General features: G+C 36.1%; 17 protein-coding genes. 2 read left to right on the top strand and 15 right to left on the bottom strand.

The features are described 5' to 3' along the window. Positions 1–249: 249 nt before the first annotated feature. Positions 250–906 carry a CBS domain-containing protein gene (locus CGC52_RS04480; RefSeq protein WP_095893556.1) on the top strand — a complete coding sequence of 219 codons (657 nt, stop codon included), beginning with the start codon at positions 250–252 and terminating at the stop codon, positions 904–906. A gap of 3 nt (positions 907–909) precedes the next feature. Beyond that, the gene (locus CGC52_RS04475; RefSeq protein WP_095893555.1) at positions 910–1,800 is read left to right on the top strand and encodes an NAD kinase; all 891 of its coding nucleotides are present in this window, start codon (positions 910–912) and stop codon (positions 1,798–1,800) included. A 655-nt stretch (positions 1,801–2,455) separates the two neighbouring features. Here the strand turns inward: CGC52_RS04475 and CGC52_RS04470 are convergent. The 15 genes from CGC52_RS04470 to CGC52_RS04400 form a co-directional block, all read right to left on the bottom strand. Further along, positions 2,456–2,920 carry a DUF6691 family protein gene (locus CGC52_RS04470; RefSeq protein ID WP_231550011.1) on the bottom strand — a complete coding sequence of 155 codons (465 nt, stop codon included), beginning with the start codon at positions 2,918–2,920 and terminating at the stop codon, positions 2,456–2,458. A gap of 53 nt (positions 2,921–2,973) precedes the next feature. Next, complete coding sequence (locus CGC52_RS04465; protein WP_042344605.1) at positions 2,974–3,537, bottom strand: YeeE/YedE family protein; 564 nt, start codon at positions 3,535–3,537, stop codon at positions 2,974–2,976. 8 nt (positions 3,538–3,545) lie between these two features. Then, positions 3,546–3,839, bottom strand: coding sequence for a thioredoxin (gene trxA / locus CGC52_RS04460; RefSeq protein ID WP_042344603.1), 294 nt, complete (start codon positions 3,837–3,839; stop codon positions 3,546–3,548). Further along, positions 3,817–4,041, bottom strand: a complete 225-nt coding sequence (locus CGC52_RS04455; RefSeq protein WP_095893554.1) for a DUF6132 family protein — start codon at positions 4,039–4,041, stop codon at positions 3,817–3,819. Before CGC52_RS04455 ends, trxA begins: the two co-directional genes overlap by 23 nt. Beyond that, positions 4,025–4,258 carry a hypothetical protein gene (locus CGC52_RS04450; protein WP_095893553.1) on the bottom strand — a complete coding sequence of 78 codons (234 nt, stop codon included), beginning with the start codon at positions 4,256–4,258 and terminating at the stop codon, positions 4,025–4,027. Before CGC52_RS04450 ends, CGC52_RS04455 begins: the two co-directional genes overlap by 17 nt. Then, complete coding sequence (locus CGC52_RS04445; protein ID WP_042009765.1) at positions 4,258–4,518, bottom strand: heavy-metal-associated domain-containing protein; 261 nt, start codon at positions 4,516–4,518, stop codon at positions 4,258–4,260. The genes CGC52_RS04450 and CGC52_RS04445 overlap by 1 nt, the downstream gene beginning before the upstream one ends. Beyond that, positions 4,515–4,724 carry a DUF2892 domain-containing protein gene (locus tag CGC52_RS04440; RefSeq protein ID WP_042344600.1) on the bottom strand — a complete coding sequence of 70 codons (210 nt, stop codon included), beginning with the start codon at positions 4,722–4,724 and terminating at the stop codon, positions 4,515–4,517. Before CGC52_RS04440 ends, CGC52_RS04445 begins: the two co-directional genes overlap by 4 nt. Before the next feature lie 31 nt (positions 4,725–4,755). Next, complete coding sequence (locus CGC52_RS04435) at positions 4,756–5,085, bottom strand: rhodanese-like domain-containing protein (RefSeq protein ID WP_095893552.1); 330 nt, start codon at positions 5,083–5,085, stop codon at positions 4,756–4,758. A gap of 26 nt (positions 5,086–5,111) precedes the next feature. Next, positions 5,112–6,524 (bottom strand): rhodanese-like domain-containing protein, encoded by a 1,413-nt coding sequence (locus CGC52_RS04430; RefSeq protein WP_095893551.1) that lies wholly within the window; start codon positions 6,522–6,524, stop codon positions 5,112–5,114. 76 nt (positions 6,525–6,600) lie between these two features. Then, complete coding sequence (locus CGC52_RS04425; RefSeq protein WP_095893550.1) at positions 6,601–7,398, bottom strand: sulfite exporter TauE/SafE family protein; 798 nt, start codon at positions 7,396–7,398, stop codon at positions 6,601–6,603. 63 nt (positions 7,399–7,461) lie between these two features. After that, on the bottom strand, positions 7,462–8,085 hold the full coding sequence (locus CGC52_RS04420) for a Crp/Fnr family transcriptional regulator (RefSeq protein WP_042005374.1): 624 nt from the start codon (positions 8,083–8,085) through the stop codon (positions 7,462–7,464). Positions 8,086–8,162: 77 nt separating this feature from the next. Beyond that, entirely contained in the window at positions 8,163–9,062 is a 900-nt protein-coding gene (locus tag CGC52_RS04415) for a Ppx/GppA phosphatase family protein (RefSeq protein WP_095893549.1), read from the bottom strand. Positions 9,063–9,115: 53 nt separating this feature from the next. Next, positions 9,116–11,170, bottom strand: coding sequence for a multiheme c-type cytochrome (locus CGC52_RS04410; RefSeq protein WP_095893548.1), 2,055 nt, complete (start codon positions 11,168–11,170; stop codon positions 9,116–9,118). A 47-nt stretch (positions 11,171–11,217) separates the two neighbouring features. Beyond that, positions 11,218–13,746 carry a phosphoenolpyruvate carboxylase gene (locus CGC52_RS04405; protein ID WP_095893547.1) on the bottom strand — a complete coding sequence of 843 codons (2,529 nt, stop codon included), beginning with the start codon at positions 13,744–13,746 and terminating at the stop codon, positions 11,218–11,220. 207 nt (positions 13,747–13,953) lie between these two features. After that, the gene (locus CGC52_RS04400; protein ID WP_095893546.1) at positions 13,954–15,369 is read right to left on the bottom strand and encodes a TlpA disulfide reductase family protein; all 1,416 of its coding nucleotides are present in this window, start codon (positions 15,367–15,369) and stop codon (positions 13,954–13,956) included. Between the last annotated feature and the right edge of the window lie 120 nt (positions 15,370–15,489).

The raw sequence follows: 15,489 nt of genomic DNA, 5'->3' as shown, positions 1-15,489 counted from the left end.
TCCTTATAGGAGCTTTTCTTGTTTCTAACAATTTATTATGCTTTGAAAATCCTTTTCTTTTACCTTGTCATCCCGTTAGTTAGAGTTACCATAGAGTGCCTTTGAGAGCGTCGGATGTATATTTTGTAATCAAGTACACTGAATAGAAACTCCTTAGTACAGTTATTTTATCGACATTCAAAAATATATGTTCATAAAATGGGTTATGTCAAATAAATTTAATTATTTTGCATAAAAATACCTTTAGTGATGAGCATTCACAATTCATTACAGACGAAATTACCTATCATTACCCCACATTCCACTGTAAAAGAGGTGGTTGCGATAATGGACTCTTTTCAGGTTTCACACGTTCCTATTCTGAACGCTTCTCATTTCATTGGAATGTTACCTTTGGAGGCTATAGAAATTGCTTCTCACGACGAACAAATAAGTGATTTTTTGTACGACTTAGATACTTTCTTCATAAAAGAAACTGCAAAATGGGAGGAAGCAATGGAGCTTTTTGCAAAATATGACACCAACATTCTTCCTGTTTTGGACGAACAAAATCAATACATAGGTTACTACCTTTTGCAGGATTTGATGGGATTTTTCTCCGAAATGCCTTTTTTGAAAGAAAAGGGTAGTTTTGTTGTTTTGGAAAAAGATCAAGAAAGATATTCGTTCAGTGAAATTGCTCAGATTGTAGAGTCTCATCAAGGGCGAATATTAGGTATCTTAATTTCAAATACTTATAACAATCGCGTTCAGATTACTTTAAAAATTATAAGTGATTCTATTTCAGAGATTTTGCAGACATTTCGCAGGTATGAATATGCCATTCTGCTGGAAAAAGAAGATGATTTATATTTGCAAGAATTGAAAGGTAAGACGGATTATTTTGAAAAATATTTGAATATCTAAATTATGAAAATAGCAATTTACGCACAGCTGTACGCTCCTGAATACAAGGCTGTTTTCTCTGATTTATTAATCCATTTTGAACCGACAGATGTAGTTTATGTGGAACATCATCTTTTCAATAGTTTGGTTTGTGACATTCCTGCATATGAAGAGTTTAGAACTTTTTCTGCTTTTTCAGATTTGGATACTTCTTTCGATATGATGCTTACTATTGGTGGAGACGGAACCATTCTAAGGGCTATCACGTTTATCCAAAACTGGAATATACCTATTTTGGGAATCAATGTTGGGCGGTTAGGTTTTTTGGCTACAGCTCAAAAAGATGAGATTACGGAGGTTTTCACCGCTTTGCGTAATAAAAAATACACCACCGTGGAGCGTACGCTCATTGAGGTACTTAATGCAAATGGCGATCCAATACATCCGATGAACTTTGCATTGAATGAAATGACCGTGACCCGTAAAAATACGGCTTCAATGATTACAATTAATACGGAACTCAATGGCGAATTTTTAACATCGTACTGGGCAGATGGGTTGATCATCTCAACACCTACTGGGTCAACAGGCTATTCGTTAAGTTGTGGTGGACCTGTTATTATGCCTACTGCCAAAAGTTTTGTCATAACCCCTATAGCTCCTCATAACTTAAATGCTCGTCCGTTAGTAATTCCAGATAATACAGAAATAAAATTGAGTATTTCGGGTAGAGAAAGTGAGTTTTTGGTGTCTCTTGACTCTCGTATCGAAACTCTTTCCAATGAAATCAGTATACACATCAAAAAGGCTGATTTTTCGATTAAACTGATTCGTTTAGAAAGAGAGAGTTTTATTAAAACCTTGAGAAATAAACTTTTATGGGGCGAAGATAGTCGAAATAAATCAATGTGGTAGAAAATATTTTACTTGTGGTTAGGATTCCCTATTTCATTTCAGAGATGTCGTACTGTGAAAATGGATCAATTATACAAACCTTAATGTACTTTGTAAACAGCAATTCAATCTGTAAATGCAGTTTTTAGCGACATTTTAAAAGTGAAACTTTGGTTCTTGAGAATATGTCTTTTTATAGTTTTTAAGGCTAAAATATTGGTGATGTGCTTCGCAGTTGATGGTTCTCAATTAATTTTACTAATGCCAAATTTTATTTACTGTTGTTTATTTTTTTAAGGAGATCACGGATACTTAGCATTCCCAACCTATTGTAAGTTAAACACATCAATAACATTTTTGGAGCTGTCACAATTTGAATCACATAGAAATATAGAATAACTCTACATTTCTATGTGATTTAGAGTTTATCTTACCAGAGTTTTAAGTTTTTATTAACATTTGAATATAAAATAGGTTCGAATAAACGAATTAGAGGTTGATAATTTTCGAGTGCTTAGCTTAAACCCCGATGATTAAATCTACCTCAAAATATCCAAATTCTTCATTGTTTAGAGCAATTTGAAGTCATAAACTGATTCGTTTTTTCTCACCCCAAGAGACTTCCTAAAATTATCGGACAGTTTCTCTCTCTTTTCTTATTATATAAACATCTCTATTAATGAGGGAGTTTCTCTCGTAAGAATCCGTAGACCCAAGTACCAGCGATAGCACTCAATAGCGTGACTATGATAACAGTAGCTCCCATTCCTATTTGTGCAAATAAAGGCCCTGGACAAGCTCCTGTGATTGCCCATCCAAAACCAAATAACAATCCGCCATAAATCTGTCCTTTGTTGAACTGCTTTGGAGCTATTCGGATAGGTTCTCCATAGATGGTTTTAATATTGAATTTTTTAATGAGAAATACGGAAATTACTCCTACGGTAACGGCACTACCGATAATTCCGTACATATGGAACGATTGCAAGCGGAACATTTCTTGAATTCTAAACCAACTAATCACTTCCGCCTTTACAAATAGAATTCCAAATAATATACCAACGATAAGATATTTGATATTGTGATACCATTTGTGTTCTAATTTGCTTTCATTGACGCACATAGCATCTTTTTCACGCATTTGTAAATCGTCTATTTTGTCTGTATTTTGATATTGCATAAATTATTTCTATTTTAAAGTGAAAGAATGAAAGGTAAGATGAGATTTGCCATAATAAACCCTCCTACCATAAAGCAAATAGTTGCAATGAGCGATGGTAATTGCAGGTTTGACAACCCCATAATGGAATGACCACTGGTACACCCTCCTGCATATCGAGTTCCGAAACCTACCAAAAATCCACCGACAACCATTGTTACAACTCCACGGAGAGAGAAAAGCGATTGCCAATTGAATAGATCCTGAGGAACAGGATTATCATAATTCGTTATTCCATAACCTGCTAATTCTGACGCTAATGCAGGATGAACCTCAATAGGTTCAGGATTAGATAGTAAATTTATAGCGATTACGCCTCCTAAAAAAATCCCAAATACGAAAAACAAATTCCAAACTTCTTTCTTCCAATCATATTTGAAAAAAGAAATATTTGCAGGAATACAAGAAGCACAAATGTGTCTCAATGAAGAACTAATTCCAAAGGTTTTGTTTCCTAAAATAAGTAAGGCTGGTACGGTTAGACCAATTAATGGCCCTGCCACATACCAAGGCCAAGGTTGTTTCAAAAATTCTAACATATGATTGTTTATTTATCTTGATTTATTAATTCCTCCAATTGATTTGCCTGAGCTACTCCTGATTGTCTCCAAAGAACTTCTCCTTTTCTAAACAAAATCAATGTAGGTACGCTACGTACCTGATATGTCGCAGCTACCTGTGGATTTTTGTCCACATCTATTTTTATGATAGTTGCACGATCTCCTACACGGATTTTCAGCTCCGTAAGAATGGGCGCCATCATTTTACAAGGTCCACACCATTCGGCAAAAAAATCTACCAATACAGGTTTGTCCTGATTAATTATTTCCTGAAATGTCATCTGTTCTATTTTTTTCTTTTTTAAACATCGAAAACAAGAGCCCACCCATAACTGAACCGTAAAGAGTACTGTTTACCGGACTTGATGTTATAGCGCAAGTTCCTGAATTACAGCCTATTTGTTGCCAGTAAAAGTATCCCGCCAATGCCCCAACGGCTATACCTATCAATGTGAGCAAATGTTTTTTAACGAATTTCTTCATACTCTATTTCTTCTTGTTTTTTATTGGTCTTGGAAGTCGGTGTGCTACATCCTGAAGTTGTACAACAGCCTATGTTTAGCAAAGGCATTAGTGAGAATAAACACCCTAACAGTATAAACACCCATTGACCTGTATGAACTCCTTGCATAATAATCAAAACACCCAAAACCAGGCGAAACAGACGCATAAAGTTCCAATTTTTTAAATAATTTTTCATTAGTCACTTATTTTTCCCATGGCACAGCTCACATAGGATTTTGCTTTCTGGATAAAATTATTATTTCCTTTTTCTGAATAACCTAATTTTGAAAGGGCCTTTACCAAAATAGTTTTATCTACTGTACCTTCTACGCTTACGGTTTCTGTTTCCTTATCTACATGTACCTCCTGTACTCCTTCTATTTTGAGCAAGGCGGTTTTGATACTGTTGATGCAACCTCCACACTTAATGTTTTCTACTACTATTTCATGTTTCATTTTTTCTTATTTCTACAAGTGTTGATTCCCAGAGGTAAATATAGAGGGCAAAAACCTATAAACGAGGTAAGTACAAACACCCCTGCTAAAATACCTAATACGATTGCCAATGTTCCAGAAATAACATTAGTGAAATATAAAATACCGATAGCTACCGCGATCAATAAGCGGATGATTCGGTCTGTTGCTCCCATATTCGTTCTCATATTTTCTTTTTTTATCGCGTTTACATTATTGTTATTTCTTCGTCACTTCACTTACTACCTCTTTCACATTTTGCCAAGTTTTACCGTTGATTACATTCTGAAAGCCGTTTTGTTCCAAAATACTTTTTGCCTGACTGCTACGTGCTCCACTACGACAAAAAACTACAATGTTTTTTTTGTTTTTGAATTTAGACAAATTACTCGCAATTCTATCCAGTGGGATATTTACCGCTCCTTGTACGCTACCTGCCGAAAACTCGGCAGGTGTGCGAACATCTACTAAAAATACCCCTTCTTTTATAGCCTCTTTTAGTTGACTATTATCCGCTGATCCAAATATGTTTCTAAAAAATTCAAACATTACGATTCTTATTAAGATAATAAAAATTAATTGAATACTTTACTTTGACATACAAAATCGGTTTTTGGAACATTCGTCTTTGCTATAGCATTGAAACCACCTGCCACTTCCGTAAAATTTCTGTAACCTCTTGCTTGTAGGATACTTGCCGCAATCATACTGCGATATCCTCCGGCACAATGCAAATAGAAGTGTTGCTTTGGATCAATACCGCTTATCCAATCATTAATATATGCCAGTGGTTTACTAAACGCATCTTCAATATGTTCCGCTGCGTATTCGCTTTCTTTTCGGACATCAATCACTTGGTTTTCTTCTATTCTTACCTCATTAGCAAACTCTTCAGCACTGATGCGATTTATTGAGTCGATGTCTTTTCCAGACTTTTCCCAGGTTTCAAAACCTCCTGACAAATATCCCAACACGTTGTCAAATCCAACACGGCTCAACCTTGTCACAGCTTCTTCCTCTTTATCTCTATCAGTAACCAGCAAAATAGGTTGATTTACATCCACAATTAGTGTTCCTACCCAAGGAGCAAAATCGCCATTCAAACCAATATTGATAGATTGTGGTATGAATCCTTTTGCAAAATCTTGATTGCTTCGAGTGTCTAAAATCAACGCACCTGTATTTTCTGCCGTTGTTTCTAACTCATCAGCGGTAAGAGGATTCATTCCTTGATTAAGCACTTCATCAAAGTTACTGTATCCTTTTTTATTCATAGCTACATTCATCCCAAAATAAGCAGGAGGAGGTAAAAGCCCTTCTGTAACAGCCTTGATAAACGCCTCCTTGTTAGGTTGATTCAATGCGTAATTCATTTTCTTTTGATTTCCGAGGCTGTCTACAGTTTCTTTCATCATGTTTTTCCCACAGGCGGAACCTGCTCCGTGTGCTGGATAGACCGTTACCTCATCTGGTAGTGGTAATATTTTGTTATACAGGCTCTCGTAGAGTAATCCAGCTAATTCTTCTTGGGTCATGTTGGCAGCTTTTTGAGCCAAATCAGGTCTTCCAACGTCACCTAAAAATAAAGTATCTCCGCTGAATAAGGCAGTTTCTTTACCGTTTTCATTAAGCAGTAAAAAACAAGTGCTTTCCATAGTATGCCCAGGAGTGTGCAATACTTTAATTTTCACACTTCCCAATTCAAAAATTTGATTGTCTTCCGCAACAATCGCCTCAAATTCAGGATTTGCCGTAGCTCCATAAACAATGGGGGCTCCTGTTTTTTTACTCAAATCCAAATGTCCACTCACAAAATCAGCGTGAAAATGTGTTTCAAAGATATATTTGAGAGTCACGCCATCCTGAGCTAAACGGTCTAAATAAGGTTTCGTTTCTCGCAAAGGATCTATGATAGCAGCTTCTCCATTGGAAGTGATGTAATACGCCCCTTGAGCTAAACATCCTGTGTAAATTTGTTCTATTTTCATTGTTTTCTATTTTTTAAGTGCAAAATTATGAATACGTGTTTAATATACAGTTACTTTGGTTACATAAGTCCATTTTTTATTGTAAAATAGTTTCTTTGATGATAATGTAAATCCCCATAATCAAAACGAACCACCCGAAGATAGGCTTCAGTTTAGCACCATCAATCTTTTTAGACAGAGCCATACCTATGAAAATCCCAAATATGGCAAATGCAGTAACCTTTGCAAGGAAAAGATAATCCATTGGGGTTTCGCTATTTTCTCCTAAAAAACCTATCAAAGACTTTGCTGCAATGATAACTAATGAGGTTCCCACAGCCTCTTTCATTGGTAATTTACTCAAAATCACTAATGCAGGGATAATTAAGAAACCGCCTCCCGCTCCTACAAGTCCTGTCAAAATACCTACAACGATTCCTTCAATCAAAATCAAAGGATAGTTAAACTGTTGTTTTTTAGCAACTTTCTCTTGATGGTGCTTAGTTTTCTTTATCATGCTGTAAGACGCTACAATCATCAACACAGCGAAAAGTAGCATTAGCAATATATTTTTAGTAATTACAAATTCTCCAACAGCCAATATTTCGTGTGGAATTGCAGGAACGATATAGGCTCGTGTGAAATAAACCGCAACAATGGATGGAATCCCAAAAATAACAGCCGTTTTGACGTTCACCAAACCTTTAATAAAATAGGAGAAAAACCCCACAACGCTTGTTGCTCCTACAATAAAAAGAGAATATGCTGTTGCTAATACAGCATCTATCCGAAAAAGATATACCAACATAGGAACCGTAAGAATACTACCACCTCCTCCGATTAGTCCAAGGGCGATTCCTATAAAAATTGAAGCTACATACCCCGCTATTTCCATATTCATTATCAAATTAACGAGGACAAAAATGCGGAGATTATTTGAGATCTACAGTTACTTTGGTTACATAAGGATAATCTTGTTTCTGCCGAGTTTCAGTACTTTGTTGTCTTCCAACTGTTTTAGTAAACGAGACACCACTACTCTGGCAGTTCCTAATTCATTAGATAGTTGCTCGTGGGTGATATTTATAACAGAATTTTTGGTAAGTTCTTGTTTTTTTTGTAGTAAAGCTAAAAGTCGCTCGTCCATCTTTTTGAAAGAGATGGCATTGATGATTTCCAATAGTTCCTCAAATCGTCTATGATATAATCTGAAAATATAATCCAACCACTCAGGATGCTCTTTTATGAACAGAGAGGCTTTATCCATCGGCAGGAACAATATTTCAGCATCTTCCTCCACCTCAGCCCTCACTTTACTGGTGTCATTATGCATTCCTCCTAAAAAGGACATCACGCAACTCTCTCCGGCTTTGATATAATAGAGTAGCAACTCCCTTCCATCATCTTCGGTTCGGATGACTTTTATCATCCCTTTGGTGACAATGGGAATGGAATTAATGTAGGCATTTTCATTTACGATAATCCTTCCTGCCTCAAAACTTTTTTGTATGCTGTATTGATACAGTTTTTCAACCAACTCAGGCGAGGTTCTAAACTCTGTAATTTGTTGTAAATCTTCCATAGGCAACGTTTGTATTTGACGAAAATTGTCATAGCTGATTTGTTCTCTCCTCTTGTGTGGCTCTTTTCACAACAAAATTACGAAGAAGTCTGAATTTGCTGGTAATAAATTGTTTTGATAATTCCGTCAGCCAAACCGATGCGTGGTACATGAATGAGTTTCGCACCACTCCATTTCATTGTGTTGATATAGATAGACATCGCGTGAAGGATAACGTCCGCACGATCTGGATTAAATTCTAACACCCGAATTCGCTCTTCGTAGTTGAAAGAAGATACATATTTGGCATAATCTTTTAAGTATTTCAAAGACAAAGGTTGTCTTTCTCGTTTTCCTGAGTTTTTGAATATTTTATTGATATTTCCTCCTGAACCAACGGCTTCAATTTTATCGTATTTTTTTGTGTTCTCTTGAATCCATCCCTTGACTTCGTTCCACATTTTGGAGCTGACCATATCGTCCAAAAGTCGTACGGTTCCAATAGGGAACGAACGCGAGTTCTGAACTTCGCCGTTCGCAAAGACGGTAAATTCAGTACTACCTCCTCCAACATCAATGTACAGATATGATTTTCCGTCCTTTATCAATGAATGTATGTCGGTTGAAGCAATGATTTTGGCCTCTTCACTTCCATCTATAATATTGATTTTCACACCTGTACGCTTAAAAACTTCGTCAGAAACAGCTGCCCCGTTAATTGCTTCACGCATTGCTGAGGTAGCACATGCCATATATTTTTCTACCTTATTAACTTTCATCAACAAACGGAAAGCTTCCATGGATTCGGCAAGTCGGTCGATGTTTTCTTCCGAGATTTTTTTATCAAGGAAAACATCAGCCCCCAAACGTATTGGCACCCGTACTAAACTGTTTTTTCGGAAAAGAGGTTGCTCAGATTCTGCTTCTAATACGTTCATAATCAATAAACGAACTCCGTTTGAACCAATGTCAATTGCGCCTAATTTTCGTATGTTCATAGCAATATATTTTTGAGAAATAGTGGTATGCAAATATACATTTTTTTTGTGAATTATCTACTTCCATTTCTCAACTGTATTTTTACGGCTTCGTAATTTCGGTGGATTGCTTCATTATCCATCCCAAGTTGCATTGCCTTTTCAAAAAGAGTTTTAGCTTGTTGATAATCCGATTGTTCGCTACGAAGTAATGCCAAAAAGTAGTAAATCTGAGGGTTATTTGGTTCGTGGGTTAAAGCATCATTGAGTTGCTGAGCTGCCTGGTCGTTTTGTCCAACGCCATTGTAGAGCATCGCTAAGTTCAACCGTATGTGGTTGAGTGATTTATCCTTGCTAACAGCCCGTTCATAGAACAAAATAGCCTTTGCATTATCGCCCAACAAGGTGAAATAATCTCCTGCAGTAGCACTTCCTAACGGAAAATCGGCTTGTGAAAGTACAAAGGTTTCATATTCTTGCAATGCTGGTTCGAAAGCAGGGAGATGCATCTTTGCCCATTGTCCTCCTTTTTGTGCTAACACCAAATATGCTGTTGCCAATCGTACTGACTTTACTTCATCAGAAAGCAAAGGAAATAATTCGTTTTCATAGGACTGTATTGGAAAATTTCCCAAAGCAAGTACAGCCCGATAACGCGTCTGAGGATCAGCACTGTACAATTCTTTTTTGATAAGCTCAAAACTCTGCTGTGTGTGTATGCCACTAAGATAATGAACGGCTGTTGCTCGGATAATGTTAGGTGTACTGCTATTATTCAATAAAGCCTCTAAATGCTGAAAGCTGTACGTTTTTTGGTCGCTTCCACGAATCAAATCTTCGGCAAAATGAGGTTTTCGTTCCTTGCCATACCACTGTTGAACGGCGGTTGCTGCCCATGTTGCTGTTTTGTCCGTGTGGCAATCATTACAAGCATTGGGAACGTCATATTTTGCGGACAAATCGGGGCGTGGCACGGAAAAATTATGGTCGTGGCGAACGTCATTACCCATATACGTACGCGTTGGCATGTGGCATACGCGACAATCAGAAGCTTGTGAATCGGTCGGGTGAAACGTGTGTTTTGATGTTCCGTAATCGGCTGTGTGGCATTGCAAACACAACTGATTTCCAACTGCCCTAACCTTACCCGAATGGGGAAAATGACAATTGGAACACCTAATCCCATAGTGAAACATTTTACTTTGCAAAAATGAACCATATTTATAAACCTCATCAAAAGCCTGTCCGTCAGCATAATAAATGTTTTTTGTAGGGATTTCTGGAATATATTCATCCATAATTTCGGTTGAAAAGGAATGAAACTGACTTGTTTCGCCTCTACGGGAATGACAAGGCATACAACTGTTTAATTCAGCTATTTGGTCTGTGTTTTTTCCTAAACGAATGAACAGTTCCTTGGATTTTTCAGCTTGGTAGTTAGCACTTTTTACAAAGTCAATGTGTTGTTTTCCCGCTCCATGGCAACTTTCACAACCCACAGTAAGTTCGCTGTAGGATGTTTGATACGTATCAGAAAAAGCATCGTAATTCTTCTCTAAATTAGTGCTATGGCACGAGGCACACATCAAATTCCAATTCTGGGAAGCGTTCGTCCAATGGAGATAATCATCATGAGGAATTTTTTGTCCTGCATACTGATGAAACCACTGATTTTTTTGACTATCCCAACTCTGCCGAAAAACTTGCATTTTGCCTCCTTCGAATTTCGTAATGTACTGTTGAAGTGGATAATAACCAAAAGTGAAAACTATTTCAAAATCTTGATAAATGCCATTTTTCCCTTCGGTATGGATATAAAACTTACCGTCTTTTTTGAAGAATCGAGAAGTGATGCCATCAGCGGTATAGTTCACATCATTGAAATTACCCAAAACAGTGGAGTCCGTAGCGTGTTGCATCGCTTTGAAATGGTCGGACATTTTCCAATCAGCAAAGGCCTGTGGATGACAATCCCTACAATTTTCAGAACCTACATACAATGATTTATAATCAGTTATGTTATTTTCAACAGAAATGTACTCTTTTTTATCATTCCCCAAAAAAACATATCCCAAGAGAGTTAATACCACTAAGGAAATGAAAAGATATATGACGTGCTTTCGATTCATCGACTTGATTGCGTTACTTTTGTTTTTAAACTCAAGATATTACATTCTTATGCTGAATTTCTACTTGCGTTGATATTTCCGAACAGTGAGCGAATAACCATTTTCTCATAGAGTTCCGTACTTCCTTCACCATTTTCTATTTTCATAAGTGCGTACTGTTGAATACTTAATAACGGCAACACTATTTTTTCACGAATTTCTACTGAACGACGACTTAGCGGTTCTTGTTCTTGCAGGATTTTTTGCTCCGTGAGTTCCAATGTTAGCTGTTTTGACAATAAAAACTCCTCGTGTAGTTGATTCCAAAAATCACCAAATTTCGGATGGTTTTTCATGTAATAGGTCAACGGAAAGTAACTCTTGTTCATACTCATCATGGAGTTAAGAATCAATGTTTTGAAGAAATCCGAGTTTTTGTATAATTTTTTTATACTTTCGAATTTTCCTTGTTTTTTTAGTTCGGATAAAGCATACCCTAATCCAAAAAAGCCTGGAATATTCTGTTTAAGTTGAGCCCATGAGCCTACAAATGGAATAGCACGTAAATCTTCGAATTTCATTTCTCCATCACTACCTCTTTTTGATGGACGACTTCCAATGTTAGTGCGTCCGTAGTACTGTAACGTACTCATTTTCTGAAGATATGGCACAAACATAGAATCAGATTTAAGCTGTGAATATCGCTTAAAACTCAAATCTGCTAATGCTTTCATGTAGAGGCGTTCCTGCTGATTGATGTCCTTTTTATCATTTTTAAACACTTCATTATCAATACCTGCTGTTAGCAATTGTTCGAAATTGTAACGTGCTTGATCCTTATTTCCGAACACACTCGTAATGGTTTGTCCTTGAATGGTGATTTCTATTTTATGATTAGCTATAGAGCTTCCTTGCGAAGCATAAAAATCGTGCGTTTTTCCGCCTCCTCGGGCTGGTGGGCCTCCGCGTCCGTCAAAAAAAATCGGTTTAATGTCAAATTTTTTGGAAATAGCTGTAAGTCGCTCTTTAGTCTCGTAGATTTCCCAATTTGCTTTTAAGTAACCTCCGTCTTTTGTACCATCGGAAAATCCTAACATAATAGTTTGTGATTTACTTCGATGTACTAAATGCTCTTGATAAACAGGATGTTGATAGAGTTTTTCCATTACCTTCTCTGAAAGATCTAATCCATCTATAGTTTCAAATAGTGGAATAATATCGACATTGATTTCATCAGGTTGGTATCCACAAATTTTGAAAAGAGCATACACATTCAACACATCTTTAATATGTTCCGAATTCGAAATGATATAACGATGGAGCCCCTTTTCACCATTTCGTTGTTGGATTTCTTTTATGCCGATAATGGAAAGTAAGGTCTCTTTGGTAATTCCCTCAAAATCATGGATTGATAATTTAATGTTGTTACTCAAAAGCCAATTGAATTTTTCTTCAAAAGTCATTTTTTGAGCTTTTTCTCCTGCATATTTTTCCGTGATTTCATCAATGACTTGCTGGTGGATACGACTGTCCTGTCGGATGTCCAACGAAGCAAAATGCGTTCCGAAAATTTTCACTCGATCGCTAAATTCCAAAAGCAGATTCAAGAAAACACTATTGTGTTCTTCTTTTAATATGGTCTCTGCCTTTGAAAGTCTCTCTAAAATGTGTTCTACGGAAATGATTTTTTTCTCGTGAATGGCAGTGTAAATAGAAAGACTTAATTCGGTAAGAATTTCAGCAATCCCTCTGAAACTGAGTCTCCTTCTAAGTTTTTTTAGATGCTCATAGTAGCATTTTAAAATATTGATACGCAATTCTTCAGCAACCTGTAGCGTTATTTCTGCTGTAACGAATGGATTTCCGTCACGGTCGCCACCTGGCCAAAATCCTAATTGAACAATATTTGGATTAATGGTTCCGAAATAGGTTTTCAGATTGGAGTAGAGTTCTCCGATGGCATCGTAATAGACATACCGTAGGTAGTAGATGATGCTGGTAGCTTCATCCAGAGGGGTAGGACGATCTTTATTCACAAAAGGGGTTTTTCCTAATTGTTGTAACAGCATATCTATCTCATTAGTAGAGTCTTGCAAAATAGCAGAACGCAAATCGTGCAAAATACGTTGCACAGAACTGGGGTAGAACTGAGTTGGGTGTGCCGTAAAAACCACTCTCACCGCGAAATCTTCCATTTTTTTTCTAACTTCTTCCAATTTTTGTGATTGGACACTTTTTTCATAGAGATGTAGAATGGTTCCTAAGTCCTTATCCGAATGCAGTTGAGTAAAAGCTGCATCTTCTACACTATCGAAAAGAACTACCTGTCTTTCAATATATTGTATGATAGTAAACAGCAAATCTGCCTTTTGTTTTTCAGTTTGAAGGTTGGTATGATTCCTGAAAAAGGTTTCGATGATTTCCTCAGGAGTTTTACCTTGCTCGTATCCGATTTTGCTTTCTTCATATAAAAAAGGCAAAAGCATACCTATGTTCGTCATCTTGTCATACGGTAAACTCATAAACAACGAGTTGTAGATTTGATATTTATTTTCAACAAGTTGTCTAAATTTTTCGGTCAATTGTTCGTTTCGCATTATTTTCTGTAATGTAGTGTTTTTAGAAGATGAGTGTTGTTAAATACGTTGCAAAGATACGATATTTTTATACTTTTAGCTCATCCAATAGGCAAACATTTCAGAGAATATCATTCATGTTAAGATAAAGAATATCGTCTGAAAGAGAGAAAAGAAAAACAGTACAGATTTCGGCTCTGTACTGTTTTTTTATGATTAAACTTTTTATTATAATGATTCTTCAATCAATTCTTTAATTTTAGGAGCTGATGGTTCAGGTGCACTCGGGGAAATTACCTTTCCTTTTTTGTCAATCAATATAAAACGAGGAATTGAATTTATAAAATACGCATCATAGAAATCAGATTTATTTCCTCCCCACAATTGAATTCCTTTCAATTGATGTTTTTCTAAGGCTTGTTGCCAATGCTCTTTCTTTATGTCTTTTGAAATACTAACAAAAACCACTTCTTTACCTTTAAAGTCAGCCTCCAATTTCTTTAAGTATGGAATTTCTGAAATACAAGGTCCACACCACGAAGCCCATACGTCAATATAAACCAATTTTCCTCTAAAATCTTCCAGCGATACTTTTTCTCCTTTTTCATTTTCAAATGAAAACGATGGTGATTTACTTCCTTTTTTGATACTTTTTTCGGTATTTAGAAAAATGTATTCGCATTCTTTACGAAGCTTCTCACTTGCCGAATTCTTCATTATATAATTATAAATGAGCTCGTTATTAGGATTTCCGTGATCAATAAGGTCTGAAATAGCTTCTTGATAAGCAGCTTTTATGTTCTGCGAACGAACTTTTTCGGTCTTATCAATAAGTTGTTGAACTTGTTTGGTGTCATTAGGGTTGGTTAGCAAACTTAATAGCTTACTCATAACCAATTTTCGGTATGTATTTACTTTTTCAAATTCATCAGCATTGTCGTAATCAATACTTTTTTCTTCTTCAAAGAAATCTGCTGGAACTTTGGTCTCTTTAAATGATTTTCGATGCATTTGATTAGCTCTGGGGTAGTGCACAAGCATTTGTACAAATGCATATTTACTCCACTTTTCTTCATTTTTACGGATAGGTTCGAAAGAATGTGATTTCCACTGTTTTTCCCAATTTGCAAACAGTTCTTTAAGTTTGTTTTTAAATACGACAGGTTTTTCTTTATAGATATTTCCATCGTAGTGCGTATTAAAGAATTTTTCTTTGTTGATATAGAAATGCGATATAAAAGCATCATTCCCTGATATAATTTCCTTTACATTCTCGGTGGGTTCAGTCAAATCAAGAACGATATCAGAATTTTCACGAAGTGCAACGTTAAAGCCTTTTGAAAATTTGACTTCGTACATTTCATATGTTTCACTTTTGATATGGAGCGTATCGCGAAACTCGGCATTTTCATTAGGTCTGATAATTTTTCGTACTTTACTTCCGTCTTCTACGAGTATCAAACTATTATCTTTACCAGCAGTTTTGCCAGAAATCGTAGCAACTTTTGTTTGTGAGTGAACGGTTCCAATAGTGGCTAATAATGAACAAATTAAAAAAGTATAGACTTTAAACGTTCCGACAAAACTTTTTGTTTCTCGTAACTTTGAATTCTCAGTAAATTGCAAATTGTTTGTAATGCCCATATACTCTATTTTTTGTAAATGATTATTAAATATTTTTTCAATCGCTTAAAAAGTGGATTTATAAAAAATGAAATATACGCTTTATGCTCAAAGCAACAGTCCGCAATTTATAATTTTTTT

This window comes from Capnocytophaga sp. H2931, assembly GCF_002302535.1.
Lineage (GTDB): Bacteria > Bacteroidota > Bacteroidia > Flavobacteriales > Flavobacteriaceae > Capnocytophaga > Capnocytophaga canis.
This window is presented reverse-complemented; position numbering and strand designations above follow the sequence as displayed.

Bases quoted from the DNA above. Each gene is read 5' to 3' on its own strand.
- CGC52_RS04465 (WP_042344605.1), bottom strand. From the start codon at position 3,537: ATGTTAGAATTTTTGAAACAACCTTGGCCTTGGTATGTGGCAGGGCCA.
- CGC52_RS04415 (WP_095893549.1), bottom strand. From the start codon at position 9,062: ATGAACATACGAAAATTAGGCGCAATTGACATTGGTTCAAACGGAGTT.
- CGC52_RS04445 (WP_042009765.1), bottom strand. From the start codon at position 4,518: ATGAAACATGAAATAGTAGTAGAAAACATTAAGTGTGGAGGTTGCATC.
- CGC52_RS04410 (WP_095893548.1), bottom strand. From the start codon at position 11,170: ATGAATCGAAAGCACGTCATATATCTTTTCATTTCCTTAGTGGTATTA.
- trxA (WP_042344603.1), bottom strand. From the start codon at position 3,839: ATGACATTTCAGGAAATAATTAATCAGGACAAACCTGTATTGGTAGAT.
- CGC52_RS04425 (WP_095893550.1), bottom strand. From the start codon at position 7,398: ATGGAAATAGCGGGGTATGTAGCTTCAATTTTTATAGGAATCGCCCTT.
- CGC52_RS04475 (WP_095893555.1), top strand. From the start codon at position 910: ATGAAAATAGCAATTTACGCACAGCTGTACGCTCCTGAATACAAGGCT.
- CGC52_RS04480 (WP_095893556.1), top strand. From the start codon at position 250: ATGAGCATTCACAATTCATTACAGACGAAATTACCTATCATTACCCCA.
- CGC52_RS04455 (WP_095893554.1), bottom strand. From the start codon at position 4,041: ATGAAGAAATTCGTTAAAAAACATTTGCTCACATTGATAGGTATAGCC.
- CGC52_RS04450 (WP_095893553.1), bottom strand. From the start codon at position 4,258: ATGAAAAATTATTTAAAAAATTGGAACTTTATGCGTCTGTTTCGCCTG.
- CGC52_RS04400 (WP_095893546.1), bottom strand. From the start codon at position 15,369: ATGGGCATTACAAACAATTTGCAATTTACTGAGAATTCAAAGTTACGA.
- CGC52_RS04440 (WP_042344600.1), bottom strand. From the start codon at position 4,724: ATGAGAACGAATATGGGAGCAACAGACCGAATCATCCGCTTATTGATC.
- CGC52_RS04430 (WP_095893551.1), bottom strand. From the start codon at position 6,524: ATGAAAATAGAACAAATTTACACAGGATGTTTAGCTCAAGGGGCGTAT.
- CGC52_RS04405 (WP_095893547.1), bottom strand. From the start codon at position 13,746: ATGCGAAACGAACAATTGACCGAAAAATTTAGACAACTTGTTGAAAAT.
- CGC52_RS04470 (WP_231550011.1), bottom strand. From the start codon at position 2,920: ATGCGTGAAAAAGATGCTATGTGCGTCAATGAAAGCAAATTAGAACAC.
- CGC52_RS04435 (WP_095893552.1), bottom strand. From the start codon at position 5,085: ATGTTTGAATTTTTTAGAAACATATTTGGATCAGCGGATAATAGTCAA.
- CGC52_RS04420 (WP_042005374.1), bottom strand. From the start codon at position 8,085: ATGGAAGATTTACAACAAATTACAGAGTTTAGAACCTCGCCTGAGTTG.